At 60.0% G+C, this 25143-nt stretch carries 26 protein-coding genes; 9 read left to right on the top strand and 17 right to left on the bottom strand.

The window, feature by feature from the left end:
• The first annotated feature begins 22 nt into the window (after positions 1 to 22).
• The 4 genes from rpsU to WDZ78_RS20695 all read left to right on the top strand — a co-directional run bounded on the left by rpsU (position 23) and on the right by WDZ78_RS20695 (position 1583).
• Positions 23 to 259: a 30S ribosomal protein S21 gene (gene rpsU, locus WDZ78_RS20710; protein WP_020810479.1), complete on the top strand. Its 237-nt coding sequence runs from the start codon at positions 23 to 25 to the stop codon at positions 257 to 259.
• Positions 260 to 294: 35 nt separating this feature from the next.
• The gene (locus WDZ78_RS20705; protein ID WP_003508141.1) at positions 295 to 510 is read left to right on the top strand and encodes a hypothetical protein; all 216 of its coding nucleotides are present in this window, start codon (positions 295 to 297) and stop codon (positions 508 to 510) included.
• 96 nt (positions 511 to 606) lie between these two features.
• Complete coding sequence (locus tag WDZ78_RS20700) at positions 607 to 747, top strand: hypothetical protein (RefSeq protein WP_003508140.1); 141 nt, start codon at positions 607 to 609, stop codon at positions 745 to 747.
• 548 nt (positions 748 to 1295) lie between these two features.
• Positions 1296 to 1583 (top strand): hypothetical protein, encoded by a 288-nt coding sequence (locus WDZ78_RS20695; RefSeq protein WP_020810478.1) that lies wholly within the window; start codon positions 1296 to 1298, stop codon positions 1581 to 1583.
• A gap of 378 nt (positions 1584 to 1961) precedes the next feature.
• Here WDZ78_RS20695 and WDZ78_RS20690 read toward each other — a convergent pair whose 3' ends face one another.
• Positions 1962 to 3059 (bottom strand): acyltransferase family protein, encoded by a 1098-nt coding sequence (locus tag WDZ78_RS20690; protein WP_425674089.1) that lies wholly within the window; start codon positions 3057 to 3059, stop codon positions 1962 to 1964.
• Positions 3060 to 3369: 310 nt separating this feature from the next.
• Here WDZ78_RS20690 and WDZ78_RS20685 point away from each other — a divergent pair, with 310 nt between their 5' ends.
• Positions 3370 to 3606 (top strand): acyl carrier protein, encoded by a 237-nt coding sequence (locus WDZ78_RS20685; RefSeq protein WP_003508136.1) that lies wholly within the window; start codon positions 3370 to 3372, stop codon positions 3604 to 3606.
• A 13-nt stretch (positions 3607 to 3619) separates the two neighbouring features.
• Here WDZ78_RS20685 and WDZ78_RS20680 read toward each other — a convergent pair whose 3' ends face one another.
• The 6 genes from WDZ78_RS20680 to WDZ78_RS20655 all read right to left on the bottom strand — a co-directional run bounded on the left by WDZ78_RS20680 (position 3620) and on the right by WDZ78_RS20655 (position 10608).
• Complete coding sequence (locus tag WDZ78_RS20680) at positions 3620 to 4750, bottom strand: glycoside hydrolase family 88/105 protein (protein WP_425674088.1); 1131 nt, start codon at positions 4748 to 4750, stop codon at positions 3620 to 3622.
• An 8-nt stretch (positions 4751 to 4758) separates the two neighbouring features.
• On the bottom strand, positions 4759 to 6312 hold the full coding sequence (locus tag WDZ78_RS20675) for a glycoside hydrolase family 28 protein (protein ID WP_425674087.1): 1554 nt from the start codon (positions 6310 to 6312) through the stop codon (positions 4759 to 4761).
• A 110-nt stretch (positions 6313 to 6422) separates the two neighbouring features.
• On the bottom strand, positions 6423 to 7691 hold the full coding sequence (locus tag WDZ78_RS20670) for an ABC transporter substrate-binding protein (protein WP_425674086.1): 1269 nt from the start codon (positions 7689 to 7691) through the stop codon (positions 6423 to 6425).
• 43 nt (positions 7692 to 7734) lie between these two features.
• A complete protein-coding gene (locus WDZ78_RS20665) occupies positions 7735 to 8835 on the bottom strand; it encodes an ABC transporter ATP-binding protein (protein ID WP_026372450.1) in 1101 nt (366 codons plus the stop codon).
• Between the two features lie 2 nt (positions 8836 to 8837).
• The gene (locus tag WDZ78_RS20660) at positions 8838 to 9722 is read right to left on the bottom strand and encodes a carbohydrate ABC transporter permease (RefSeq protein ID WP_026372451.1); all 885 of its coding nucleotides are present in this window, start codon (positions 9720 to 9722) and stop codon (positions 8838 to 8840) included.
• 4 nt (positions 9723 to 9726) lie between these two features.
• The gene (locus WDZ78_RS20655) at positions 9727 to 10608 is read right to left on the bottom strand and encodes a carbohydrate ABC transporter permease (protein ID WP_425674085.1); all 882 of its coding nucleotides are present in this window, start codon (positions 10606 to 10608) and stop codon (positions 9727 to 9729) included.
• Between the two features lie 212 nt (positions 10609 to 10820).
• Between WDZ78_RS20655 and WDZ78_RS20650 the strand changes: the two genes are divergently transcribed.
• On the top strand, positions 10821 to 11747 hold the full coding sequence (locus tag WDZ78_RS20650; protein ID WP_026372452.1) for a helix-turn-helix domain-containing protein: 927 nt from the start codon (positions 10821 to 10823) through the stop codon (positions 11745 to 11747).
• 29 nt (positions 11748 to 11776) lie between these two features.
• Here the strand turns inward: WDZ78_RS20650 and WDZ78_RS20645 are convergent, their stop codons facing one another.
• The 8 genes from WDZ78_RS20645 to kduI form a co-directional block, all read right to left on the bottom strand.
• Positions 11777 to 13057 carry a TRAP transporter large permease gene (locus tag WDZ78_RS20645; RefSeq protein ID WP_020812560.1) on the bottom strand — a complete coding sequence of 427 codons (1281 nt, stop codon included), beginning with the start codon at positions 13055 to 13057 and terminating at the stop codon, positions 11777 to 11779.
• A 1-nt stretch (position 13058) separates the two neighbouring features.
• Positions 13059 to 13580 (bottom strand): TRAP transporter small permease, encoded by a 522-nt coding sequence (locus WDZ78_RS20640; RefSeq protein WP_020812561.1) that lies wholly within the window; start codon positions 13578 to 13580, stop codon positions 13059 to 13061.
• A 69-nt stretch (positions 13581 to 13649) separates the two neighbouring features.
• Positions 13650 to 14627: a TRAP transporter substrate-binding protein gene (locus tag WDZ78_RS20635; RefSeq protein ID WP_026372454.1), complete on the bottom strand. Its 978-nt coding sequence runs from the start codon at positions 14625 to 14627 to the stop codon at positions 13650 to 13652.
• A gap of 143 nt (positions 14628 to 14770) precedes the next feature.
• On the bottom strand, positions 14771 to 15649 hold the full coding sequence (locus tag WDZ78_RS20630) for an amidohydrolase family protein (protein WP_425674084.1): 879 nt from the start codon (positions 15647 to 15649) through the stop codon (positions 14771 to 14773).
• Positions 15646 to 16782, bottom strand: coding sequence for a D-galactarolactone cycloisomerase (locus WDZ78_RS20625; protein ID WP_425674083.1), 1137 nt, complete (start codon positions 16780 to 16782; stop codon positions 15646 to 15648). Before WDZ78_RS20625 ends, WDZ78_RS20630 begins: the two co-directional genes overlap by 4 nt.
• 36 nt (positions 16783 to 16818) lie before the next feature.
• Positions 16819 to 17730, bottom strand: coding sequence for a 5-dehydro-4-deoxyglucarate dehydratase (gene kdgD, locus WDZ78_RS20620; protein ID WP_425674081.1), 912 nt, complete (start codon positions 17728 to 17730; stop codon positions 16819 to 16821).
• Between the two features lie 113 nt (positions 17731 to 17843).
• Complete coding sequence (kduD, locus tag WDZ78_RS20615; protein ID WP_425674080.1) at positions 17844 to 18587, bottom strand: 2-dehydro-3-deoxy-D-gluconate 5-dehydrogenase KduD; 744 nt, start codon at positions 18585 to 18587, stop codon at positions 17844 to 17846.
• The gene (kduI, locus tag WDZ78_RS20610; RefSeq protein WP_425674078.1) at positions 18584 to 19408 is read right to left on the bottom strand and encodes a 5-dehydro-4-deoxy-D-glucuronate isomerase; all 825 of its coding nucleotides are present in this window, start codon (positions 19406 to 19408) and stop codon (positions 18584 to 18586) included. Before kduI ends, kduD begins: the two co-directional genes overlap by 4 nt.
• A 139-nt stretch (positions 19409 to 19547) precedes the next feature.
• On the opposite strand from kduI, the gene WDZ78_RS20605 reads away from it, so the two are divergent.
• From WDZ78_RS20605 to WDZ78_RS20595, 3 genes are all read left to right on the top strand, one after another.
• Positions 19548 to 20345, top strand: a complete 798-nt coding sequence (locus WDZ78_RS20605) for an NAD-dependent epimerase/dehydratase family protein (RefSeq protein ID WP_425674076.1) — start codon at positions 19548 to 19550, stop codon at positions 20343 to 20345.
• A gap of 110 nt (positions 20346 to 20455) precedes the next feature.
• A complete protein-coding gene (locus WDZ78_RS20600) occupies positions 20456 to 21193 on the top strand; it encodes a FadR/GntR family transcriptional regulator (protein ID WP_026372460.1) in 738 nt (245 codons plus the stop codon).
• 40 nt (positions 21194 to 21233) lie between these two features.
• Positions 21234 to 21551 carry a cupin domain-containing protein gene (locus WDZ78_RS20595; RefSeq protein ID WP_003499912.1) on the top strand — a complete coding sequence of 106 codons (318 nt, stop codon included), beginning with the start codon at positions 21234 to 21236 and terminating at the stop codon, positions 21549 to 21551.
• A 22-nt stretch (positions 21552 to 21573) separates the two neighbouring features.
• Here the strand turns inward: WDZ78_RS20595 and WDZ78_RS20590 are convergent, their stop codons facing one another.
• Both WDZ78_RS20590 and WDZ78_RS20585 read right to left on the bottom strand, forming a co-directional pair.
• The gene (locus WDZ78_RS20590; protein ID WP_425674075.1) at positions 21574 to 22806 is read right to left on the bottom strand and encodes a M24 family metallopeptidase; all 1233 of its coding nucleotides are present in this window, start codon (positions 22804 to 22806) and stop codon (positions 21574 to 21576) included.
• A 327-nt stretch (positions 22807 to 23133) separates the two neighbouring features.
• Entirely contained in the window at positions 23134 to 25137 is a 2004-nt protein-coding gene (locus WDZ78_RS20585; protein WP_425674074.1) for an aldo/keto reductase, read from the bottom strand.
• Positions 25138 to 25143: the final 6 nt, after the last annotated feature.

Raw genomic sequence — 25143 nt, 5'->3', positions numbered from 1 at the left:
CGGCTGCATAAAGGAGATATTCGTGCAGGTACTCGTTCGAGACAATAATATAGAGCAGGCCCTTCGCGTTCTGAAAAAGAGAATGCAGCGTGAGGGCATTTTCCGCGAGATGCGGGCCCGGCAGTCCTATGAAAAGCCCTCGGAAAAGCGCGTCCGCGAAGAAGCAGAGGCCGTGCGCCGCCACCGCAAGCTGGCGAAGAAAAAAATGCAGCGCGAAGGGCTGTTGCCCGCTCCCAAAAAGGTTGCCCGCCCTCGCTAGCCGTTCGATACTGCTCTTCCGTAAAGGAGAATGCCATGGCTGCGACAAAAGAAGCTTTTTTCAAACCCGGCAAACTATCCGCGCAGGACAAGGCGTCACTGACGGATAGCGCCGCAAAGCAGATCATAAACGCCGAGGCCGCTCAGCGCGCCCGCAAAACGGAACGCCTTCGCCAGCTTCGCGAAGCCCAGGAAGCGACGATCATAACCGACACGCCCGTTTCCGCAAAAAAACGATCCGGCAAGAAATAGCCGGACGGGATTTCCAGCATCGACGATCGAACGGGTCTTGAACGGATTATCTCATACCCGCTCAAGGCCCCATCAATCCAACAGGAGGAGGACACCATGGCCAAGGGTCAATTGCGCAGTAACAAGGAAGTCCGAAAACCGAAGAAGGACAAGACGGCGAAAGTGGCTGCAGCGCCGCCAGCCGGTTCGCAGGTCAAGTTCGCAAATGCTACGACAGCGGACGGCAAAAAGAAGTAGCGCGACGCGCAGCCGGCAAGCCACGACGAATAAAAACATCGCGATAGGCGCCGGACTTGTTTTGGTCACATTGCCAGTTTAAATAGCTCTCATGGCAACTGCTGGTGAGCGCGAATGAAATCGATGTTCGCAGTTGTTTTAGTCGCTTCAGACTTTTGACCACGGATGTACTGGCACTGGTGTTGAGAGCGATATGAGGAAGGTCGGTGCAATATTGCCCCGGCCTTTTTTGTTGCCTGCGGCAGCGAATGCTGCATCTTCCCTGCGGTAACGGAATTAACTTGCCTATTCCCCATAAACGGCGCACGCTTCGTCATCGGTAATTAAAGGGCGTTGCCACCGTCAGGCCTGCTGCATTTCCAGCCCTGTCCCGCCTGCTGACCACCAGGGAAGCGATTCGGAATTCACGCGACATGCATGACGCCACGGGCCGGCAACGGTTTCCCTGGCGCTGCCCGCGTCTCAAGGCGTTGAAGCGTCCTCGCACCATCTCCGGATGGCAGCGCGACGCTCCGGCTTTTGTGAACCTCACTAGAAAGGAGGACGCCATGTCTTCCGCATATGAAAATTGCATCATCACATCGCAGGACCTCAAAATGCTCCAGTCCGTGCTGGAAGGTCTCGGTTATGATCGCCACACCATGGATGACGAAATCGTTCTCTACAACAATGCCGCCCGCAAGGTGATCCAGCTCTTTCAGGATGGCTTGACCGACCCCGCCGATATCTCGGAGGAAATGCTGTTTCTGTTCGGCGTTCACAAACATGAACGCGTAAGACCGTGGAGACCGCTGCCGCGTTATGCCATTCAGGGTCTGCCGCCTCTTTACCGGTGATGCTGTTGCCGCGCTTTTCGTGGCAACCACGCGAAGCGGCCTTCAAAATCACCGATGAAAATAACGGCTTGGCAAAAGCCGTATATCAGGCAACACTGAAATTGAGCATCCCGCGCGCGATCAGGCGCATCCGGGAAGTTTGGGCATGGAATGTGCATCGGGTGAGTGCGGGACCATGACCGGCCTGCGCCGTGTCCCGACTGTCCCCATGCCGGAAGTTTTGCGTCTGCGTGGAGGTGAGTATGACGTATGACTGGAGCGGCCGCAAAATGCGCCGCATGCGAGCTGCGAAACTGACGATCATCAGCCTCGTCGCAGCTTTCGTTCTGACAGCCCCGATTTTCGCCCATTATTGACGTTCGGGGCCGCAAGGCGGGATCATACCGGCTGGCGGACCTCACTTCGCTTTCTCAACCGGTTCTTCAGCCATTTTTGAACGGGCTGGTCGTAATAAACCGTCAGCCACCATGACAGGCACGTCGTGGCGATGAGAAAAACAATGCCCGCCGGCAGAGCGAGATTTTCCCTGTGCACCGCCGGGATCAGAAACTCCGTCCAGGCGAGAAGCGGAATATGCAGCACATAGACCGCATAGGACGCCGTGCCGAGAAACACCGAAACCATTGCCACCGCGCGCCCCGGAACCGTCTTGCTGGCCACGAATAACAGCAGCGGCCAGACGAACAGGACAACCGCAAGATCGAAAAACGGCCGAAGTTCGCGCGACATGGGCACAGCCAGAATGAAACAGACCAGCAGAAGGCAAAGCCCCGCCTGAAAGGGTTTCAACTGCGGTACGCGATTGCGGAAACGGTAAATCAGCACGCCGGCAAAAAACGAGAAGAACACCCGGCCCATGCCTGCATACATTTCGTGCCAGCGAAACCCCGCGTGCAAACGGCCAAACTCGGCGGCCGCCACCATCAGCACAAGCGCGCTGACGGTGAGCACCACAGCGGTCTGTCTCGTCGTGGCCCGAACACCCAAGCGGGCATAAAACGCATTCACCACCAGTTCGTTGAAAAGCGACCATGCCGGACTGACGAGAAACAACGCGCCGTTCAGGGTTAGCGTGAAGGGCGCCGGCAAAAACAGCAGCCCCGTGAAAAGGGCAAAAGCGAGCTCGCCGGGATCGACGAGACGATGCAGATCGTCGATCGGCGTCGGCACGCCCAGCACGTAAAGGCAGATGAAATAAGCCGCCATCAACACCAGCGCCAGCACATAAAGAGGGTAAAGACGCGCAAAACGTGCCTTCAAAAAAAAGCCCGGCGTAATCGCCCCTTCGCTCAGCTTCCGGTTATAGGCGTGCGCCAGCACGAAGCCACTGAGCGCAAAGAACAAATCCACGGCGAGATAGCTCGAAGCCGTACTTTTCCCGAACAGATCCTCGGCATGGCGGTGGACGATGAAAAGGGCAGCCACTCCCCTTATGCCGTCGAGCAATATGAAGCGTTCCGGGGACGACTGGACCATGGCGTGAGGCTCGGTGTGGCTGGCGGATTTAAAAGTTCACAAGCAACGAGCTTTAGCGCGTAGCGGTTTGCCGCTGCCAGTCACAAACTGTTTAACGTGGCAAACATCCCGTATTATTATAGGGTACTAAAGGGTGATCGACACCCTTTCGCGGCTGCGAAAGGCATGCTACGTCCGGATGTCATCAATCTTTTGACCCTTTGACTCTGCGGCCTGTCCTTTCGAATTCAGCTTGATTTCGCTTTGATATCTTCGGCGCAAATTCAGATCGGGCGGGTTCGGCGGCAAGCAACTTTCTCGGAGTCTCACCATGTCCACCATTGCAGAACGTATCAGAAAAATCATCGTGGACCAGCTTGGCGCCGACCCCGCCAATGTGGTGGACGACGCCAATTTTGCTGACGATCTCGGTGCGGATTCTCTGGAGACGGTTCAGATCGTCATGGAAATCGAGGAGGAATTCGGGGTGGAAATTCCAGATTCCGCCGCAAGCACGATCCTGACCGTCGGCGACGCCATCCGTTTCGTCGAAAAAAACAAGGCGTGACCGACGGGGGAATTTACCCCGCAAATGGCTCCGCTGAAACAGCCTGCGGCTTGGCCAGAAGCAGGTTTTCGGCATAGGCCATCATCAACGGCCCGACACCCTTGGCATCGTCAGACACCACCGGCTCGGTAAGATAATATTCCGGCGTTCCATCGCGATAATTGCCCTCGAAGCCGCCAAGGCCCGCGACGTGCACGATGCCCGTGAGGCGCATCACGCCCTCTTCATCGGCTTTCAGCCGCGTTTCCAGAAGCGCCTCAAGCGCGCGGCGACCCGCCGAAAGGGCAGCATTCGCCTCTTCGCCCTGCAGGAGCTTCAGCCGCGCCGCGCGCAGCAAGGCATAGGCGAACATGGCTGAGGCGGATGTTTCCTCATAATTGCCCGCAAGGCGCGGATTGTCGAGAACCTGCATCCAGAGGCCCGCCTCAGTCTGCCGTGCGATGATGCCGGCCAGAAGACGCCGTGTGTTCTCCCGAAGCTCCGCCGTCGCGCCATCCTCCGGCAGAATGGTCAGCGCGTCCACCAGCGCCATAGCGAGCCAGCCCACCGCGCGCGCCCATATGGCGGGAGACTTGCCGCTCTGAGGATCGGCCCAGCGCTGGCTGCGGCTGTCGTCGTAACCATGGGCATAAAGCCCGCCGCTATCCGCCGTGGCCGCGAGCGCCGTCGAAAACTGCCGCAGCGCATCGTCGATCAGCTCTGTTCGGCCCGTCGCCTGCGCATATTCGATCTGGAAAGGAAGTCCCATATAAAGCCCGTCCAGCCAGACCTGGTGCGGATAACGCTTCTTGTGCCAGTAATTCCCGGCGGCAATGCGCGGATGGTCGCGAAGTTGTCCCGCCAGATGTTCCGCCGCGGCGAGGTAACGCGGATCGCCCGTTTCCGTCGCCAGGGGAAAGAGAACGCGGCCGGCGAGGACGTGGTCGATATTATATTCCCGCGGATCGTAACCGGCGAGCGTTCCGTCAACCGCTATCTGTGCATCGGCCAGACGGTGCAGATGGTCATTCCAGCGCGCCTCTCCGGTCGCCTCGAACAGCTGCTGCAAGCCGCGATAGACACATCCATCCTCATAACACCAGCTTCCGCCCTTGTAGTACCGATAGCGGTTAGAGAACTGATCAAAATATTCAGTGGCTTTCATGGATTCTCTCAATCGGAATCTGACACAATGGAAACGGAAGCGTCGCTCAGCAGGGCGGGATTATCGCAGACTATATGCGCCTGTTCGAAAACAATCGCCTCATGGCGCATGGGGCGCACCCGGTCGGCCATGACCGGCGGCGTTGCGATGGCCGACGGATCGCGCGAGACGATGGTGAGATTGCGGACGGCGACATTGCGGATGGGCGCTTCGGGAAGACCGAGAAACGCGCCGGCAGCATGGGAGAGAGTGCGGATTTCGACGTCCTCTACGGTAATGCCGTCGATAAAGGGAGTACCGCCATCGACCGGTGCGGGGTTTCGCGACTGCACCCATTCGTCATGTCCATCGGCGTCGCAATGGTAGTGGGCATTGGCGGAAAGCGCGGTCTTCACGCCATCCAGCAGCACCCGGCGCATGGCGATGTTGCTGACGGCGCCGCCCCGCCCGCGCCGTGTCTTGAGGCGCAGGCCGCGATCCGTGCCGATCATGTCGCAATCCTCAACCGCCACGTCATGCACGCCGCCGGACATTTCCGAACCGATCACCAGCCCGCCATGGCCGCGTTCCATCAGGCAATGACGTACACGCACGCCGCGTGTTTCCGCGAGATGATCGTCCTCGCCGTCAGGGCCGCGCTTTCCCGCCTTTACCGCGATACAATCATCGCCGACGGAAAAGCGCACACCTGATATCGTGACGTTGCGGCAGCTTTCCGGATTGAAACCATCGGTGTTCGGGCTGTCATGCGGCGCGGCGATGCTGAGACCGGCGGCGATCAAGTCTTCGCAGCCTTGCGGATGGATCGTCCAGGAGGCGGCGTTTCGGATGGTGAAACCGAGCAGGTTTGTCTTCCGGCAGGAGACGAGGTGAAGGCCGCGCGGCCGGCGCGCGCCATCGCGGGTTTCTTTCGGCCAGCTCCACCAGTCGCCCGCGTCGCCGGAGCCATCGAGAATGCCCCTGCCCTCGATGACGAGTTTATCTGCCCCGATGGCACAAACCGGCGCGGCAAAACAGGCGTCCGGCAATCCCTCCCAGCTGCCCAGCATGCGGCCGGCCTCATCGCGTGCGGGCAATATCGGCCAACCCTTGCGGGTGGAGGGCGCGCGCAGCACGGCTCCCTGCGCAAGGTGAAAGGTCATGTTGCCTTTGAGGCGCACGGGAAAGGCGGTCCAGACGCCGGCTGCAAGCCGCAACGCGCCGCCCTGAGGCACGGCGGCAATCGCCCTTTCCAGCACCTGCGCATTGGCGCGCGCACCCTCTTCATCATCGAGCGCGACATCCGGCGTCAGGGGAAATGCCGTAGCCTCCACAAGCCCGGCACAGGGAGAAGTTCTGAACTCCAGCCTTCCGAACCCTTCCGCTTTAAAGATATAGCGCGTATCCGGGGATAGATCGTGCAGCAGCGTCACGACGGTCGCGGTTTCGCCGCTCCGTTCTTCGCCATCCGGCGACGTCAGACGCCACTCCGTTCTGGACGGAAGGAAATATCGAGCGCCGGGCGCAGCAAGGCAAAGCGCTGCCGTTCGCGCCGAAGACGCGATGATAAGGGGTTCGTTCATGCTCTCTTCTCGTCTTTCGTGCATGGCCGGCCAAACCCTTGGCGGACATGCGTCATATCATCCGGCGGCCGGATAGAGGGCCCGCCACCGGAGGCGGCGGGCCATTGTCATCAATCGAACTTGGCAAGAACATCGTTGGTCGTATCGATGATCTGCTCGGCCGCCTCTTCCGCCGTCAGCTGGCCATAGGCATATTCTTCAAGCGTATCGATAAAGCCCGAGCGGATTTCCGGATGTTCGTTGAAGGGGGAAACCACCGGTCCCGATGCCGCCATGACGATGGCGTTGGCGGCGCGCACTTCCGGCTCGCCCTTGTCACCCAGACGCGCCGCCGCAGCCTTCGATGCGGGCAGGCCTCGTGACGTGCCGAGCGCGTCGACGCCCTCCGGCTCGTTCAGCAGGCAGTTCAGTATCTGCGCAGCCGCTTCCGGGTTCCTGGAGTTTTTCGAGATCGAAAATACCATGGAAGGCTTGCGATAAACGCCTTCCGTCACGGCATCGGCAAGCTTCAGCATCGGCACCGGTTTCAGAACCTGCCCCTCCTTCAGGGGATCGGCATATTTCGAATAGGTCGAGTCCCATTCATAGGAGCCGGCGATGCGGCCTTCGGACCAGGACGGTTTTTCATAGAGATTGACGTTGCCATCGGCCGCCTCCTCTTTCTGGGAGCGGATGGAGCCGGTTTCGACCAGCTTGCCGACGAAGGAGATGCCCTCTGCCAGCTCCTGTGGCGTCCAGGCCACGCGGTTGGTCTTGGGGTCGACCAGATCCTTGCCCGTCTTCTGCACGATGGCCAGCGTTACGAGCAGCTGGGCGGTCTCTTTCACGGCATTGAAGGTGTAATAGTCCTTGCCGAGCTTTTCCTTGATGGTCTTGGTTGCCGCGAAGAACTCATCCCAGGTCTTCGGAATTTCCACGCCCGCCTTCTCGAAGGTGGTGGCGTTAAAGAAGAAGACGCGGCCCGTGGTGGAGACGGAAAGCCCCTGCAGCACGCCGTTCATCGATCCTGCCTCCAGATCGGTCTCGGCCCATTGCGAGAGATCGAGCGGTTTCAGCTGGCGCAGATCGGCAAAACCCTCGCCGTTCTTGGAAAACAGCGGCAGCCATGGCCAGTTGACCTGGACGATATCGGCTTCCGTCTTGCCGGCCATCTGCGTGGTCAGCTTTTCCAGATAGCCGTCGAAGCCGGTGAATTCGCCCTTCACGGTGTGGCCGTATTTCTCGCCGCAGGCGGCAATGGCCTTCTGGGTGGCGACATGACGGCTTTCGCCGCCCCACCACGACATGCGCAGTTCCGCAGCACCTGCCGCCGGGGCGGTTGCCATCGCCACATAAGCGGCACCGGCGAGCATCGCCATCATTCTTGTCGTCGTCTTCATTGTTCTTCTCCTCCTCGAAAAATCAGGCACGCGCGTCCCCTCCTCACAGCGAGACGTTGCGGCCATCGGCCTTGTCGAAAATATGCAGCTTCTCCGGGTCCGGTTTGAGCCGCAGGATGCCGTCGCGCCCGAGCGCTTCGAACTCCGCCGCACCGACCACGCTCACCAGCTTCTGGCCGCCGAGATCGGCATGCAGATAGACCTCGTGGCCCATGAATTCCGCATTGGTGAGTTTCGCCTGCAGCGCCGGACCATCGGTGGCATCCGCCAGTGAAAGATGCTGCGGGCGGATGCCGATGACGGCATCTACCGGCTTTGCTGAAAGACGCCTTTCAAGATGTTCGCCGATCGGCAGACGCTGCCCGCCAATGACGAATTCCGCACCGTCGATGGCCACATCCACGAGGTTCATTTCCGGCATACCGATAAAACCGGCCACGAACAGATTGGCGGGATGGTTGTAGAGCTCCTTCGGCGTCGCGACCTGCATGATGCGGCCGGCCTGCATCACGCAGATGCGGTCGCCCATGGTCATGGCTTCGGTCTGGTCATGGGTGACGTAAATGACCGTCGAGGACAGGCCTTCCGCTTTCAGCTGGCGGTGCAGATCGGTGATGCGTACCCGCATGGAGGCGCGCAGCTTGGCATCGAGATTGGACAGCGGCTCGTCGAACAGGAACACGCCAGGCTTCTTGATGAGCGCGCGACCCAGCGCCACACGCTGCGCCTGTCCGCCGGAAAGCTGCTTCGGGAGACGGTCAAGCAGCGGCTCGATTTCGAGAATGCGCGCGACATTCTCGATCGCCTTTTCGATCTCGGGTTTTGCGACACCGGCGATCTTCAGGCCAAAAGCCAGATTGCCGCGCACCTTCATATGCGGATAAAGTGCATAGTTCTGGAATACCATGGCGATGGAGCGCTTGCCGGGCGGCAGGTCATTGACGCGCTGGTCACCGATCAGGATTTCACCGCCGGTGATTTCCTCCAGCCCCGCCACCATACGCAGCGTCGTGGATTTGGCGCAGCCGGAAGGGCCGACGAACACCATGAACTCGCCATCCTCGACGTCGAGATTGATGCCATGCACGGCCTTGAAGCTGCCGCCGTAGATTTTTTCGAGATTTTTAAGTTGAACGCTTGCCATTTTCAGCCCTTGACCCCGCCAGACGAGATCCCTTCAATGAAATACCGTTGCGCCGCAAAGAACACGATCAGCGCAGGCGCGATCGTCAGCACCGACATCGCCAGGATGCGGTTCCATTCAAAGGCTTCGGTGGTGTCGATGGAGAGTTTGAGCGCGAGGCTCACCGGATATTTGTCGACCGAGGACAGGTAGATCAGCGGCCCGAGGAAATCGTTCATCGTCCACATGAACTGGAACAGGCAAACCGAGATCAGCGCCGGCGCCAGCATCGGCACGACGATATAAACGAGCGTCTGCAGGCTGTTGGCGCCATCCACCCGGGCGGCTTCTTCCATGTCCGATGGCAGCGAGCGCAGGAACTGCACCAGCATGAAGACGAAGAAGGCATCACCGGCGAAAGCCGAGGGAACCCAGAGCGGCAGGAAACTATCCAGCCAGCCGAGATCACGAAAGAGGATATATTGCGGAATGCGGGTGACGACATTCGGCAGGAGCAGGATGGCGATGACCGACCCGAACAGGATTTTCTTCAACGGAAAATCGAAGCGGGCAAAGGCATAGGCCGCCATGGTGCAGGAAATCGCCGTGCCGATGACCTTCGGCAGGATGATCAGGAAGGAATTCCAGAAGAACCGGCCGAACGTATAGGGCGTCGAGGTTTCCCAGCCGCGGATATAGCCGTCCAGCGTCGGGTTTTCCGGGATGAAACCGGCGCCGGAGAAGATTTCCGAATTCGTCTTGAAGCTTGCGCCCACCAGCCAGATCAACGGGTAAAGCATGACTAGGCCGACGGCGAACAGCAGCACGTAGCGGACGGAGGTGGAGAGCAGCCTGAGCCGTGCCCGGCGGGCCGCCTGCATGTCGTTTAGGATTGCGATATCGGTCATGGCATCAATTCCGCTTGTCGCCGGCGTAATAGACCCACTTCTTCGAGGACCAGAAGGCCACGAGGGTCAGCACGGTGATGATGGTGAAAAGCACCCAGGCGATGGCGGAGGCGTAGCCCATGTTGAACTTCTTGAAGGCCTCGTCGTAGATATAAAGTGGCAGGAGGTAAGTGGACTTCAGCGGCCCGCCCTGGGTGATGATGTAAGGTCCGTTGAACTCCTGGAACGCCTGCACCATCTGCATGATGAGGTTGAAGAAGATCACGGGTGTCAAAAGCGGCAGCGTGATGAAGAAGAAGGTTCTGACCTTGCCCGCGCCGTCGATGGCGGCCGCCTCGTAGAGCGACTTGTCGATGGATTGCAGGGCGGCGAGAAAGATCACCATCGCCGAACCGAACTGCCAGCAGCGCAGCAGCGTAATGGTGAAAAGCGCGTTGCCGGGATCACCGAACCAATCGACCGGCGACAGGCCGACGGCCGCCAGCGCCATATTGGCGAGCCCCTCGCTTGCAAAGATGTAGCGCCACAGAACCGCAATCGCGATGGAGCCGCCGAGGATGGACGGCACGTAAAAGGCCGTGCGGAAGAAGTTGATGAATTGCAGCTTATAATTGAGTATGGCCGCAATGAACAGCGCGAAGGCAAGCTTCAGCGGCACCGTCAGAAACACGTAGAACAGGGTAACGTTCAGCGATTTCATGAAGGTCCGGTCACGGGTGAAGAGCCGCTCGTAATTGGCAAGTCCAGCCCAGCTGGGATCGCTCATCAGGTCGTAACGGGTGAGGCTGAGATAGAGCGAGCCGAGAAACGGGATTGCCGTGAAGACCAGCAGCCCGATGATGTAAGGCGTCAGATATCCCAGCCCAAGGAAGCGCTGAGATTTCATGATGCTCCTCCCCGCGCCCCGATGGAACGCGAATGACAGAATACAATTTCGTACAAGTGAATCTCCCGGAACGGCCGGCGGCGGGCGCATGATGGCGCAATTTCTCGCCGCGACCGATCTCCTCCCTCATTGATACGGCGCGTAAAAGCAATTTATCCGATGACAAAACCAAATTTCCGCGCCAAGGTGAATTAACAAAGACGAGGAAAAAGATGGACGAAATCGAAGGTGGTATTCTGTCGTCCGTTCCACCTGCGGCGCTGAACCTCAACCTGACGCGCGCGACGATCAAGATGGAACATTCGCGCACCTGGCAGATCGACAAATCCAACCAGGTGGACGACCTCATCATCTGCCTTGAAGGGCGTGGGCATTATCTCGTCGATGGCGAATCACGGGTGCTGGAGCCCGGTGATGCGATGCTGATTTTGAAGGGGCAGCGCTTTGTCGGCTGGAACGAGCAGGCCGTGACCTATCGCGGCGTGGCGCAGCATTTCACGCTCGATATTTATGGCCGCCACAACCTGATCGCGCAGATGGACCTGAAGCCAAAACTACGGCTGAGCCGCTGGCCGCTTTTGGAGCCGCTCGTGCGTCACTACCGGCAGAGCGCCCCGCCCTCCTCGGTAACACTGGGCCAGCACCATCTTTTCATGGTGCTTCTGATCGCCTTCATCGACGATGCCTTCCTCGGCTGGGTTGACCGCCCGAGTTTCCAACCGGAAGGCACGGAAGGCCTGGACCTTGCGGTGATGAAGGCGATCACCATGATTTCGGCCAATCCGCTGGACCCTGACATTGCCGGTCGGGCGACAGACGCAGCGCCCTATAATCGCGATTATTTCCTGCGCGAATTCCAGAAACGGGTGGGTCGAACGCCGCGGAAATATCAGGAATTCAAGCGCATGGAACGCGCCATGCATTTTCTCGAGGCAGGACTTTCAGTCTCGGCGGCCGCTGCCGAGGTGGGGTATGGCGACCCCTATTATTTCTCACGCATGTTCAAGCGCACACTGGGACTAAGTCCGCGCGAGCATATGAACCGGATACGCCGCAGCCGGCATGGCAATCTGATGGCGTTCGACGAGCATGAACAGCAGAGGCTGCTTGCCGCCGAAATGGAAAAGGCCCCGGCATAGCGGGGCCTCCTTTTTTGGAATCTCCGGAGTTACCGGAACAGTGAAGGCAACCACAGGGAAAGCGACGGAATATAGGTAACGGCGAGCAGCACGGCGATGCTGGCGCCGAAGAACGGCCAGATCGTCCGCATCGCCTCCCGTATCGATATGCCGCCCACCGCGCAGCCGACGAAGAGCACCGTTCCGACCGGCGGCGTGTTGAGGCCGATGCCGGCATTCAGGATCATCACGACGCCGAAATGCACGGGGTCGATGCCGAAGGCCTTCACGACAGGCAAAAGCACCGGCGTGGAGATGATGACCATGGGCGCCATGTCCATGAAGGTGCCGAGCAGCAGCAGGATGACGTTGATGACCAGCAGCACGATGATTGGATTGTCCGAAATCGCGCTGATTGCGGCGATCATCAGCGTCTGCACCTGCAGGAAGGCCATCAGCCAGCCGAAGGACGCCGCCGTGCCGATGACGAGCAGCACCATGGCCGTGGTGCGGACGGCACCCATCACCGCTTCCACGAAACCGTTCCAGTCCAGCTCGCGGTAAACCAGCATGGCTACGAGGAAGGCATAGAGCACGGCGATGCAGGAGCTTTCCGTGGCGGTGAAAATGCCCGAGCGCACACCGCCGAAGATGATGCCGATCAGCAGAATGCCGGGGAACGACGCCAGCAGATAATACATCAGCTTCGAAAAGCCAGGAAACGGTTCGGATGGATAACCCTTGCGGCGGGCGACGATATAGGCCGTCACCATCAGCGCCGCGGCCAAAAGCAGGCCCGGAATAATGCCGGCGGTGAAAAGATCGGCGACCGAGACATTGCCGCCCGCTGCAATCGAATAGAGGATCATGTTATGCGAGGGCGGGATCATCAGCGCGATGATGGCGGCATTGACGGTGATATTGACGGCATAATCCCTGTCATAACCGCGTTTGGCCATTTGCGGGATCATCAGCCCGCCGACAGCCGAGGCATCGGCGACGGCCGAGCCGGAAATGCCGCCGAACAACGTCGAGGCCACGATATTGACCTGACCGAGGCCGCCGCGCAGGTGCCCGACGAGACCGGCGGCAAAGCGGATGAGGCGATGGGCGATGCCGCCGCGCACCATGAGGTCTCCGGCGAAGATGAAGAACGGGATCGCCATCATCGCAAAGACATTCATGCCGGAATTCATCTGCTGGAACACAACGACGGGCGGCAGGCCGAGATAAAGAACCGTGGCGAAGGAAGCGATGCCGAGGCAGAAGGCGATCGGCGTGCCGATCAGCATCAGCAGGGTGAAGACGCCGAAGAGAATGGTGTAAGCCATTTTACGCAGCCTCCTGCACGATCACGTCAGCCGCGATTTCCTCGCCGATGATAAGATCGATGAAACGTTCGGCGGAAAACAGCGCAATGAGGAAACCGCCGCCGATCAACGGGAAGAAGTCCGTGCCGCCGGGCCAGCCGAGAACCGGGATCGTCGCCGACCACGTGCCCATGGAAAGCGAGGCGCCATACCAGGCCATACCGACGCCGAAGAAGAAGATGAGCGCAAGGCTGGTCAAGTCCATGACTTTCTGCACGCGTGGCGACATCATGTAGCGCAGAATATCAAGCCCAAGATGCACGCTTTCGCGCACGCCGACGGCTGCCCCCAGCATGATGAACCATGACATGAGATGCAGCGACAGCGGCTCCGACCAGCTGGGTGAATCATTCAGGATGTAACGGGCAAAGACCTGCCAGCCGACGATGAGCGTCATGGCGATCATACCGATACTGGCAATATAAAGCGACGCGTGGCTGAGCGCGCCGAGAAAGGGGCGGATTGCCCGCATGAAATTTCGCATTGTCTGTTCCTCCGCATCCACGGCGACAAAAGAAAACCGGCCCTGTGTCCAGGGCCGGTTTTCCGCGCGTTACTTGACCGCTTTCACCCGTTCCAGAAGGTCTTTCATCTTCGGATCGGTGACGAATTTGTCGTAGACCGGACCCATCGCCGCAGCGAATTCCTCTTTGTTGACCTTGATGATGTTGGCGCCACCGGCGCGGACTTTTTCTTCCGACGCCTTTTCGCGGGCGCTCCAGAGTTCGCGCATCTTGGCAACGGAATCCTTGGCGGCCTGGCGCAGCAGCTTCTGGTCTTCCGGCGAGAGCTTGTCATAGGAGATCTTGGAAATGACGAGAATTTCCGGATTGAGGGAATGCTCCGTCAGCGAGTAGTTTTTCGCCACTTCATAGTGGCGGGCGGATTCGTAAGACGGCCAGTTGTTTTCGGCACCGTCAACGACGCCGGTTTCAAGTGAGGAATAGACCTCACCCATCGGCATCGGCGTTGGGTTGGCGCCAAAGGCCTGCATCATCGAAATCCACAGATCGGACTGCTGCACGCGAATTTTCAGGCCCTTCAGGTCCGCCAGTTTTTCAACGGGCTTTTTGGTGGTGTAGAAGGAACGCGCACCGGAATCGTAAAAGGCAAGGCCGACAAGGCCGTGTGGTTCGAAGGCTGCCAGAACCTCATCGCCGATCGGGCCGTCCACCGTATTGTGCATGTGCTCGGTCGAGCGGAACAGGAACGGCAGGCCGAGAACGGTGGTTTCCTTGACCAGATTGTTAAAGGGGGCGGCGTTGACGCGGTTCATGTCGATGACGCCGAAACGGGTCTGCTCAATGGTGTCTTTCTCGCCGCCGAGAACGGAATTGTTCATTACCTGGATCTTGATGCGGCCATTGCTTCGCTCGGCCAGCAGCTCGCCCATGTATTTCACGGCTTCGACGGTTGGATAACCATCCGGGTGGATATCGGCGGAGCGCAGGGTTATTTCCTGCGCGCCGGCGGCCACACCTGATAGCGCGATCCCCATCGCGACGCACATCATGCTTGCAATCTTTTTCATGCTTTCCTCCTCCATTGTTGAAACGGCCCAGCCCCTCCAAGGCTATCGGACCGATTTTTTCACGCCCATCCGGGCCGGCATGCAAAGACCTCGCATTTAAAAAGGATGATGGGGCCTCCCTTCCCCTCCCATCCCGAATTGACCTATGCCGCCTTGAATGGCGGCAGCTTGAACAGCGCTTGCGGATTTTCCACCAATGCACGATGACGGGCCGCCTCATCCGGCAGCCAGCCGAGCGTCAGTTCGGCAAGGCGGGCATCGTCCGGATAGGCAGCCGTTTCGCGCACCGAATTATGCGGCCAGTTGGTGCCCCAGACGATGCGCTCCGGCGCATGGGCGGCGATCACCCGCGAAAAGGCGGCGACATCCTCATAGGGCCAGTTTTCCTGCGAACTTTCATAGACGCCGGCGAACTTGAACCAGAGATTGCCGCGATCGATCAGCTTCAGAAGAGCCGTCATTTCCGGGCCGCCCGTTTTGATGCCCTTGAAGAACTTGCCGTGGTGATCAAACACCCAGCGTGAGCGGATTTTCTGAAGGCGCGGCAGGTGGTCGAGAAGACCATTACCGTCGAATTGCACCGCCACCATCCAGTCAGCCGCCTGCGCTCTCTCATCCACCGCCTCAAGCTCGGAAAGGTTCACGGCACCGCCAGGCAGATCCATGATGCGCGCGCCAACGGCGCCGGCGGCGATCAGTCTCTCCATGTCCTTTTCGGTCGTGGCCGCATCGATAATGACCACGGCGCGGGCCGCCTCGCCCATCTCAGCGACACAGGCGAGCGTGTTGCCATTATCGCGCTGATGGGCGTTGCCCTGGGTGATGATGACCCGGTCGATGCCGAGCCACTGCATGAGCTTGCGATACTCCTCCGGTCCCGGCAAGGCGCCGGGCGGCAGGCCCGGCCCGCCCGGTAAGGCGGGATAACCAGGCAGATACATATGCATCTGCGTGTCGACAGCCCCTTTCGGGAAAGCAGGCTGAGGCGCTGTGCCGCTCAGTTTTCTGACAAGTTCGCTCACGGGTCTGGCATCCTGAATTCAAGCAATGCGTCGCGGTTGATCTCAATTCCAAGACCGGGACCATCGGGAATGGCGACAATGCCGTTCACCGCCTCGATAGGCTTGCTCAGCACAGCCTGGCGGAACGGATTATGCGTGCGGTCGAATTCCATGATCGGCTCGACGGGATTGACCCGCACCGGATCTGGCGTCATCGCCGCCATGAATTGCAGCGCGGCTGCGATCTGCACGCCGGTGCCCCAGACATGTGGCACGATGCGCACGCCGTGCAGCGTTGCAAGCGTGGCGATCTTCTGGGTTTCGGAAAAGCCGCCGCAACCACAGATATCTGGCTGGAGAATATCCACAGCACCGGCGGAAAGCGCCTGCCACATGCCATAACGCCCATGCCAGGTCTCGCCGCCCGCAACCGGGATTGGCTGGCCCGCCCGCACCCGGGCATAGGCATCAAGCTGTTCCGGAACCACCGGTTCCTCAAACCAGTCGATACCATAATCGGCAGCGCGATTGCCGAGCGTGATGGCTTCGGTGACGGTGTAACCATGATTGGCGTCGATCATCAGCCGCATATCAGGCCCGATCGCCTCCCGCACCGCGGCGATGACCCGGAGGTCTTCCTCGATACCGAAACCGATCTTGATCTTGCAGGCGTGAAAACCCTCTGCCCGGCGTTCCGCCATCTCCAAGGCGTTGTCGGAAACGCGGTCAACGCCATCGCGCTTGAAACTGCCGGTCGCATAGGCGCGCACGCTTTCGCGCCAGCGCCCGCCGAGCAGCATGGAGATGGAAGCGCCGTAGTGCTTGCCCTTGATGTCCCAGAGCGCGATGTCGATGCCGGACAATGCGGTGAGGCTGAGGCCGCGCTGGCCCTGATCGCGCAGGGCATTATAAAGCACGGCCCAGATTTTCTCGGTCTGGCGCGGGTCCTGGCCGATAAGCCAACCTGCGTAAGCCTGAACCACGGCGGCATTCGGCCGGGCCGGACCGAGGCATTCACCCCAGCCGATGGTCCCGTCGTCACATTCGATTTCCACCAGAATATGGGCGCGCCGATCAAAGCGCATGGATGCGCTTTCAAACGGCGTGTCCAGCCGGTGTTCGAGCAGATGCGTGCGCACCGCCGTGATTTTCATGGCTCCCCTCCCGCTTGTCTCGATCAGGCCCCCTAATCAGGCTTTGCGCTTATGCGTGCCGATCAGGGCATCGAGCATGCCGATTTCCTCATTCGTCAGGTCCTTCAGCGGCGCACGCACCGGACCGGCGTTGAAGCCCTGCAGCCGCACACCGGCCTTGACGGCGGAGACGGCGTAACCCTTGGCACGGTTGCGGATCGCCATGAACGGGTAGAAGAACTCCGTCAGGATACGTTCGCAGGTCGCGCGCTCGCCGGCACGCAGCGCCGCATAGAACTCATTGGCAAGGCCCGGCACGAAGTTGAAGACCGCCGAGGAATAGGTGGTGAAACCGGCGCCGAGATAGGCTTCAGCAAACAGTTCCGCCGTCGGCATGCCGCCGAGATACATCAGGCGGTCGCCAATCTTGGCGGTGATCTGGCGCACGAGGCCGATATCGCCGGTGCCATCCTTGAAGCCGACGAGGTTCGGGCATTCGTCGCAGAGACGCGCCAGCGTATCGGCCTGCAGCACGGAATTGTCACGGTTATAGACCATGACGCCGATGCCAACCGACTGACACACCTTCTTGATATGGGCGTAAAGCCCTTCCTGCGGCGCATCGATGAGGTAATGCGGCAGAAGCAGGATACCGTCAGCTCCGACCTTTTCGACAGAGCGGGCGATATCGACGGCGATCTCGGTGCCATAACCGCAGCCGGAAACAATGGCGGTTTCGCCGGCAACTTCCTTGGCGGCGGAAACGATGGTGGGGATCTCATCCGGCTTCAGCGAAAAGAACTCACCCGTGCCGCCGGCAGCAAACAGCACCGGCGCCTTGTATCCGGCGAGCCATTCGACATGCGCCCTGTAGCTATCGGCGGCGAAACGACCTTCGGAATCGAAATGGGTAACGGGGAAGGACAACAGGCCGGAGCCAAGCGCCGTCTTGATCTGTTCAGGGTTCATATTGGGTATTCCTCTGCAAATTCACTGACTGAAAGCCACCTAAACCACTTGCCGTATATTTGTCAACAATTCATCATACAAGTTATATGATGAATTTTCGAAACCGGCGCAGATCAGCGCGCCAGCCAGCCGCCATCCACATTCAAAATCGCGCCATGCACATAATCCGCCGCGGGCGAAGCCAGAAACACGGCAGCGCCGGCAATATCTTCGGAATGGCCCCATCGCCCTGCCGGAATACGCTCGAGAATGGCCTTGTTGCGGGCGGCATCCGCCCGCAACGCCTCGGTATTGTTGGTTTCGATGTAACCGGGCGCAATCGCATTCACATTGATGCCCTTCGCAGCCCACTCATTCGCCAGAAGCTTGGTGAGACCGGCGACGCCGTGTTTCGCCGCCGTGTAGGATGGGACGCGAATGCCGCCCTGGAACGACAGGAGCGAGGCGATGTTGACCACCTTGCCGGGCCTGCCTTTTGCCAGCAGCTCTTTCGCAAAGGCCTGCGTGGTAAAAAACAGCGCCTTGAGATTGACGTCCATGACCTCGTCCCAATCAAGTTCGGAAAACTCGACGGAATCGGCGCGGCGGATGATGCCGGCATTGTTGACGAGAATATCGAAGCCGGCATCGACAAAACTGTCCTTCGCCGCCAGCGGATCGGCGAAATCGATCGACAGGGCGCTCGCCTTGCCGCCATCCCTGGCGATTATGTCAAGCGTTTCATCCGGCGCGCGGCGCGAGGCGCACACCACCTCCGCACCGGCGGCGGCAAGCCCCACCGCAATCGCCTGACCAAGACCGGTATTAGCGCCGGTGACCAGCGCCTTACGCCCTTGAAGCGAAAAGGGATTGTTCATTTCAGATCCCCCGGCTGGATGAAGTCCATGTCGGTATAGTCGACATTGTCGCCCGCCATGGCCCAGATGAAGGTGTAGGAACCGATGCCGGCACCGGAATGGATGGACCAGGGCGGTGAAATCGCGCCTTCTTCGTTCGAAATGAACAGATGGCGGGTCTCCTGCGGCTCGCCCATCAGATGCAGGACGCGCGACTTTTCATCCATGCCGAAATAGAGATAGGCTTCCATGCGGCGGTCATGAATATGCGAGGGAATCGTGTTCCAGACGGAGCCGTCCTCCAGCGTTGTATAACCCAGCACCAGCTGGCAGCTTTCCATGACAAGCGGATGGATGAACTGGTTGATGGTGCGCTTGTTGGAGGTTTCGGTCGCGCCGAGCTTGACCTCCTTGCTGTCGGCAAGGCTGACGAGCTTTGCCGGCAGGCTGCGATGCGCCGGGCAAGACGTGATGTAGAATCGGCCGGCGCCATCAAACGTCACCGCGCCGCTGCCCGCACCGAGATAAAGCACGTCACCACGATTGAGTGTGTAGGTCTCGCCGCCGGCGCTGACGGTGCCCGCCTCGCCGATATTGACGATGCCCATTTCACGCCGGTCGAGGAAGGACGGCGTCTTGGTTTCTTCCACCTTGTCCAGCGTCAGCGGCCCACCATTTGGCACAGCGCCGCCCATGACGAAACGGTCATAATGGGTATAGATCAGCCTGATTTCACCGGAACGGAACATGTCGTTGGCGAGGAAATGCCGGCGGAGCCCTTCGGTATCCAGCGTTTTTGCATATTCCGGGTTCACGGCCTGCCTTGTTTCGACGGTCAGCATCAAACTCATCCTTCATGATTGTTGCGTATGGCACATAATATATGTTATCCGCTTTTTGTACGATCTGTATGACAAGGTCAAGAGGTGCCGGCATATCTCGACCACGCTGCGGACGTGGAACAGGCTTGGGAGAATTGCAATGAAACGGCTTCTTGTTACCGGTGCGGCGGGCCAGCTTGGCCGCGTGATGCGTGAACGCCTTGCACCGATGGTCGAGATATTGCGTCTTGCCGATCTCGCCCCGCTCGACCCGGCGGGGCCGAACGAGGAATGTGTGCAATGCGACCTTGCGGATGAAAATGCCGTGGATGCGATGGTCGCCGGTTGCGACGGCATCGTTCATCTGGGCGGCATTTCGGTGGAGAAGCCCTTCGAACAAATCCTTCAGGGCAATATCATCGGGCTTTATAATCTCTACGAGGCCGCCCGCGCCCATGGCCGGCCGCGCATCGTCTTTGCCAGTTCTAACCATACAATTGGCTATTATTCCCAGACCGAGAGGCTCGGTCCCGACGTGCCCGTCCGGCCGGACGGGCTTTACGGCGTTTCCAAATGTTTCGGCGAAAGCCTTGCCCGCATGTATTTCGAGAAGTTCGGGCAGGAGACGGCGCTGGTGCGCATCGGCTCCTGTACGCCGGAACCGACCAATTACCGTATGTTGTCCACCTGGTTCTCATACGATGATTTCGTATCGCTGATCGAAGCGGTGTTTCGTGCGCCGGTGCTCGGCTGCCCGGTCGTCTGGGGCGCATCGGCCAATGATGCCGGCTGGTGGGACAATTCGCATCTCGGCTATCTCGGCTGGAAACCGAAGGACAATGCCGAGACCTTCCGGCAGCATATATCAGCGACAACGCAAAAACCCGCCCCGGAAGATGCGCTGGTGCGGTTTCAGGGCGGCGTGTTCGTCGACAATCCCATTTTCAGGGAAAGCTGAGATGCCGCATGAAACCTCGCCTGCACGAGTGACGGGATTGCAAGCCGGGCAGCGAATGACGTATCGAGGACCGGTGCACGCAACCGACATTTTTTAGAACGGCGACCAAGATGACAAAAGCGACAACCTCCGAACCGGCCGCTCCACAGGGCAGAACGCTTGTGGTGAAAGTTTCGGAGGAACTCCGCAGCCAGATCGCCAAGGGCCGTTACAAGACGGGCGACCGCCTGCCCTCCGAAGCGCAGATGACGCAGGAATTTGGCGTCAGCCGCACGGTGGTGCGCGAGGCGATCGCTTCGCTGCGCTCAGACGGTCTGGTCGAACCCCGTCAGGGCGCCGGCGTCTTCGTGCTGGAACCCGCGCCCGCAGAGCGGCGGCCCTTCCATAATGTCGATCTCGCACGCGTCTCCTCGCTGATCGAGATGCTGGAACTGCGCACGGCCGTTGAAGGCGATGCCGCCGGCCTTGCCGCCATTCGCCGTTCGCCGGCGCAGGAAGAAAAGATCATCGAGGCCTTTGATGCCTTCCGCGCCAGCGCCGCCAAGGGCAGCCCGACAGCCGAAGCCGATTTCGCCTTTCATCTCGCCGTGGCAGAGGCGACCAACAATCCCCGCTTCAGCGAGTTCCTGCAGGTGCTGGGGCCGACCGTCATTCCACGCCGCGCCGTTGCCGAAAACGGCTCGGAAACCGTGCTTTCACCTGCCGATCTCAGCCGTCTCGTCGGCGAACACGAAGCGATCCTGATCGCCATACAGGACGGCAACGAGGATGCGGCGCGAAGCGCCATGCGCAACCACCTGAAAAGCAGCCAGACGCGTTATCGCGCCATGCTGCGCGCGCCGCGCTGACCGCCGGCTTAAATCGCATTACATGATTGAGGAGAACGACATGCAGCAGCTACCGACATTCCCCACCGTTTCACCCGACGATGGTGTCGAACGCACCGTGCTTTCCGAAGCGCCGGAGCTGATGGTGGTTTCGTTCCGTTTCAAGACCGGTGCCGAAGGCAAGCTGCACAGCCATCCGCATGTGCAATCCACCTATGTCGCCAGCGGCAGTTTCCGTTTTTACCGCGATGGTGAAGCCTATGACCTGCAGAAGGGCGACAGCCTTGTTGTGCCCGGCCATATCGAGCATGGCTGCCTGTGCCTGGAAGAGGGCGAGCTGATCGACTGCTTCACCCCGCGCCGCGACGACTTTCTCTGAGGCGGAGCCCCGCGGCAGGTCGTCACTCCAGTGACAAATCCCGCAGGGTGCGTGGCAGGCTGTTCATGCACTCCACCCCTGAAGGTGTGACCAGAAACTGGTCCTCGATCATCAAAGCCCCCAGCCCTTCGCCATAAAAAGGTGCTTCGAGCGCGACCACCATGCCCGGAAGAATGATTTCCGAGTTGTCGTGGGAAAAGAATGGCCATTCCTCGATACCCACACCGCCGCCGACGGAATGGCCGAAATGGCCGCGATAATATTCGCTGAGGCCATCCTTGCGCATCGAGGCGAGCATGGCGGCGTGCACCGCACCGAAGCTGTTGCCGGGGCGAAGCGCTTCCAGCCCGCAGGCGAAGGCCGCTTCAAGCGCTTTGAAGATATCGGACGCCAAAGGCGAGACCGGTCCCCATGAAAAGGTTCTCGCACCATCTGACGAATAACCGTCGACCAGCGTACCGACATCGGCCTTGATCAGCGCACCCGGCGTCACAGCCGCCGCCATATCCGACAAGGCAGGCCCCACGGATATGTAATCCCAATGCCCGCTCAGCGAAAAACCGGATTTCGCGGCATGGGCCTGTGCACCAGCCTTCCAGGCGGCGGAAAGCCCGCCGAGCGGCGCGCCAGGCCTGACGGCAGCGGCCATCGCGACCAACCCAGCCTCAGCCGCCGCTGCCGCGCGCCTTAGAAGCTCTATCTCGCGCTCGGATTTCACGGCGCGCAGACGGCGCAGCACGGCCGATCCGTCAACCCAATCGACATCGGGCAGCGCCTGCCTTAGCGCTGAAAAATCGGCGGCGGGCATGAATTCAAGGTCCGCACCGATGCGCGCCGCAGACAGCCCGCGCTCTCGCAACAGATCGGAGAGCAGGCCGAAACAGGCGGCGCAGTCGAATGTCTCCGGCCTCGGCCCGCCGCAATTGTTGCGGCGATAGGCATCGTCCACCTGCGCGATGGTTCTCACACCCGACAGATCGACCATATCGATCCAGATGCGATGGCAGCGCAGATCGACATCAGGCGCGAGTTTTTTGATGGTCGGGGCGGCGTGATCGCTGACGACGGCGGCAAGCCGCGCATCGGCATCGGCCGGCACCAGCCCAATTGCCGAACCCGCCCTGCCCCACATGGTCGCGACACCGGCATGGGCACCGACCGCATAACGGAAGGCTTCGGGCTGGAAAAGCACCAGCGCATCCATGCCCGCTTCCCGCATCAGCTGCTGGGCACGGCTTCGGTCGATATCGCTCATGGGAACCCCGGTGACTGTTTAGCTGCGGTGTTTCGCTGCAGGTTTATGAACCTACGCTTTAGCAGTCACCGTGAGAGGAAAGAAGGTGGAAGATGATGTCTCCACCCCGAAGATCGTCAGTTGGAGCGAGCGGATGCCCCTTGTTTCTTCTCCCCACCGGGGAGAAGTCCGCGGCAGCGGGATGAGGGGGCAAGCGTCGAGATATGCGGAGAGCTTGCCCCTCATCCGACCCTTCGGGCCACCTTCTCCCCGGCGGGGAGAAGAAATATGCCGCAATGCCTTGCCCTATCCGAACGAGCGGCGGATAAATCCACCGCTCGTTGTCTTTCACGCCTCCAGCCACTTCACCTGCTCGGCCGTCAGCCTGATATCCAGCGCCGAAAGACTATCCTCCAGCTCCGCAATCGTGCGCGGTCCGATCAGCGGGATGACCGGGAAAGGCTGGGCGATGACATAAGCGAGCGCGATATGGATCGGGTGTCGTCCAAGTTTCTGCGCAAGCTCGATCGCCCTGTCGCGGCGGACGAAATTGCGGTCGGAATACCAGACGCGGACGATTTCCTCATCGTCCTGCTTGTCGCGCCCTGCCCGGTCGGTGAAGAAACCGCGCCCCTGGCTGGACCAGGCAAAATTGGGGATCTGGCGGGATTTCAGCCATTCCTTCCACTCATCGTCCGATGCCGCCACACATCCCGCCCAGATGGGATCGAGCATTTCAGCAAGCGAGAAATTGTTGGAAAGCGCGCCCGGGGCCTGTTTGCCGTTCTTCTGCGCATAGGCGGCCGCCTCGTCCATGCGCTCGCGCGTCCAGTTCGAGCCGCCGAAAATGCCGCGAATGCGGCCGCGCCGAACTTCGGCATCCATGGCATCGACGAACTCGCCGACCGGAATATCCAGATTATCGCGATGCATGAAATAGGCATCGACATAATCCGTCTTCAGACGTTCCAGCGACTGATCGAGTTGCCTGGCGATCATATCAGGGTAGCAGAGCGGCGAATGCGCACCCTTGCCAATCAAAACGATCTCCTCGCGCGGCACATTGCGGCTGGTGTGCCAGTCACCGAAAATCGCCTCGGTCCTGCCTGCGCCATAGACATAGGCCGTATCGAACAGATTGCCGCCCGCCTCGTAAAAGGCATCGAGCGTCAGGGATGCAGAAGCAAAATTGGGGAAAAATTCGAAACCGAGCGCGACCACAGAAGCGGGCTTGGCAAGGCCCGGCACCTGCCGCTTCGGAACCGCGTTTCCGGCCACGACCTTGCCGCCGGTAATATTGGCAACGCGCGAGGTTGCCTTTTCGACGCTGTATTCAAGGCCGACCGAGGCGCGCCATTGATCCATGACACGCAGATTGCCGAGACTGTCACCCCAGCCCATGCCCGGTGCGTCGAATTCCTTTTTGCCCTCACGGATCGCCTCACCCGCTGCATCGACCTCAAAGGAATAAAGCCAGCGATCCTCCGGCAACTCGACGGTTTCCACCTTGTCGCCCCTGAAGATATCAATCCGGCCGGTGCCGCCCTTGTGGCCGGCGGCGAACCAGAAATCCTTGACCTCGATCCGCCCTTCCGAACCGATGATGCGCAGCACATTATCTTGTCCCGCCATAATGGAGCAGGACACCTCGGCAACGATGCCGTTGGAAAACTTCAGCACGGCCGAGGCCCATTCATCGACGCCCGACTGGCCGAGATGGGCGGCGCCCGCCACTTTTTCCGGCTCGGCAAAGGGTTTGCCATCCACCGCGCCGGCAATCAGCCGCACCATCGAGACGGGATAACCGCCGACATCGAGAATGCCGCCGCCCGCCATCTCATTGGCGAAGAGCCGGTGATCGGCCCGGAACGACCCCATGTTGAAACCGAAGCTGGAACGGATGATGCGGATATCGCCAACCGCGCGGCTCTTGACCAGTTCGAGCAATTTCGCCGTCTGCGGGTGCAGGCGATACATATAGGCCTCGCCGGCAAAGACGCCTGCCTTTCTCGCCTCATGGAAAATGGCGTCGGCATCGTAGGCGGAAAGCGCAATCGGTTTCTCCACCAATACATTCTTGCCGGCGCGAATGGCCTTGATCGCCCATTCGGCATGGCCGGTATGGGGTGTGGCGATATAGACGGCATCGATATCGGGATCGGCCAGCAGCGCGTTGTACCCATGGATGATGCGCGCACCGGCGAAGGCCTCGGCCAGGCCGGGCTTGTCCGGATTGCGGGTGGCGATGGCCTCTAACCTGCCGGTGCGGGAATGGGCGATGCCGTCAGCGAATGTTTTCGCGATAGTACCCGGGCCGATGATGCCCCAGCGGATCGGTTGTTCGGTCGTCATGAAATC

This window comes from Agrobacterium sp. M50-1 (assembly GCF_049843495.1).
GTDB classification, from domain to species: Bacteria; Pseudomonadota; Alphaproteobacteria; order Rhizobiales; family Rhizobiaceae; genus Agrobacterium; species Agrobacterium radiobacter.
This window is presented reverse-complemented; position numbering and strand designations above follow the sequence as displayed.

What these genes read in the sequence shown, in the direction of transcription:
- WDZ78_RS20705 (WP_003508141.1), top strand. Translation starts at nt 295, where the DNA reads ATGGCTGCGACAAAAGAAGCTTTTTTCAAACCCGGCAAACTATCCGCG.
- WDZ78_RS20700 (WP_003508140.1), top strand. Translation starts at nt 607, where the DNA reads ATGGCCAAGGGTCAATTGCGCAGTAACAAGGAAGTCCGAAAACCGAAG.
- WDZ78_RS20695 (WP_020810478.1), top strand. Translation starts at nt 1,296, where the DNA reads ATGTCTTCCGCATATGAAAATTGCATCATCACATCGCAGGACCTCAAA.
- WDZ78_RS20690 (WP_425674089.1), bottom strand. Translation starts at nt 3,059, where the DNA reads ATGGTCCAGTCGTCCCCGGAACGCTTCATATTGCTCGACGGCATAAGG.
- WDZ78_RS20685 (WP_003508136.1), top strand. Translation starts at nt 3,370, where the DNA reads ATGTCCACCATTGCAGAACGTATCAGAAAAATCATCGTGGACCAGCTT.
- WDZ78_RS20680 (WP_425674088.1), bottom strand. Translation starts at nt 4,750, where the DNA reads ATGAAAGCCACTGAATATTTTGATCAGTTCTCTAACCGCTATCGGTAC.
- WDZ78_RS20675 (WP_425674087.1), bottom strand. Translation starts at nt 6,312, where the DNA reads ATGAACGAACCCCTTATCATCGCGTCTTCGGCGCGAACGGCAGCGCTT.
- WDZ78_RS20670 (WP_425674086.1), bottom strand. Translation starts at nt 7,691, where the DNA reads ATGAAGACGACGACAAGAATGATGGCGATGCTCGCCGGTGCCGCTTAT.
- WDZ78_RS20665 (WP_026372450.1), bottom strand. Translation starts at nt 8,835, where the DNA reads ATGGCAAGCGTTCAACTTAAAAATCTCGAAAAAATCTACGGCGGCAGC.
- WDZ78_RS20660 (WP_026372451.1), bottom strand. Translation starts at nt 9,722, where the DNA reads ATGACCGATATCGCAATCCTAAACGACATGCAGGCGGCCCGCCGGGCA.
- WDZ78_RS20655 (WP_425674085.1), bottom strand. Translation starts at nt 10,608, where the DNA reads ATGAAATCTCAGCGCTTCCTTGGGCTGGGATATCTGACGCCTTACATC.
- WDZ78_RS20650 (WP_026372452.1), top strand. Translation starts at nt 10,821, where the DNA reads ATGGACGAAATCGAAGGTGGTATTCTGTCGTCCGTTCCACCTGCGGCG.
- WDZ78_RS20645 (WP_020812560.1), bottom strand. Translation starts at nt 13,057, where the DNA reads ATGGCTTACACCATTCTCTTCGGCGTCTTCACCCTGCTGATGCTGATC.
- WDZ78_RS20640 (WP_020812561.1), bottom strand. Translation starts at nt 13,580, where the DNA reads ATGCGAAATTTCATGCGGGCAATCCGCCCCTTTCTCGGCGCGCTCAGC.
- WDZ78_RS20635 (WP_026372454.1), bottom strand. Translation starts at nt 14,627, where the DNA reads ATGAAAAAGATTGCAAGCATGATGTGCGTCGCGATGGGGATCGCGCTA.
- WDZ78_RS20625 (WP_425674083.1), bottom strand. Translation starts at nt 16,782, where the DNA reads ATGAAAATCACGGCGGTGCGCACGCATCTGCTCGAACACCGGCTGGAC.
- kdgD (WP_425674081.1), bottom strand. Translation starts at nt 17,730, where the DNA reads ATGAACCCTGAACAGATCAAGACGGCGCTTGGCTCCGGCCTGTTGTCC.
- kduD (WP_425674080.1), bottom strand. Translation starts at nt 18,587, where the DNA reads ATGAACAATCCCTTTTCGCTTCAAGGGCGTAAGGCGCTGGTCACCGGC.
- kduI (WP_425674078.1), bottom strand. Translation starts at nt 19,408, where the DNA reads ATGCTGACCGTCGAAACAAGGCAGGCCGTGAACCCGGAATATGCAAAA.
- WDZ78_RS20605 (WP_425674076.1), top strand. Translation starts at nt 19,548, where the DNA reads ATGAAACGGCTTCTTGTTACCGGTGCGGCGGGCCAGCTTGGCCGCGTG.
- WDZ78_RS20600 (WP_026372460.1), top strand. Translation starts at nt 20,456, where the DNA reads ATGACAAAAGCGACAACCTCCGAACCGGCCGCTCCACAGGGCAGAACG.
- WDZ78_RS20595 (WP_003499912.1), top strand. Translation starts at nt 21,234, where the DNA reads ATGCAGCAGCTACCGACATTCCCCACCGTTTCACCCGACGATGGTGTC.
- WDZ78_RS20590 (WP_425674075.1), bottom strand. Translation starts at nt 22,806, where the DNA reads ATGAGCGATATCGACCGAAGCCGTGCCCAGCAGCTGATGCGGGAAGCG.
- WDZ78_RS20585 (WP_425674074.1), bottom strand. Translation starts at nt 25,137, where the DNA reads ATGACGACCGAACAACCGATCCGCTGGGGCATCATCGGCCCGGGTACT.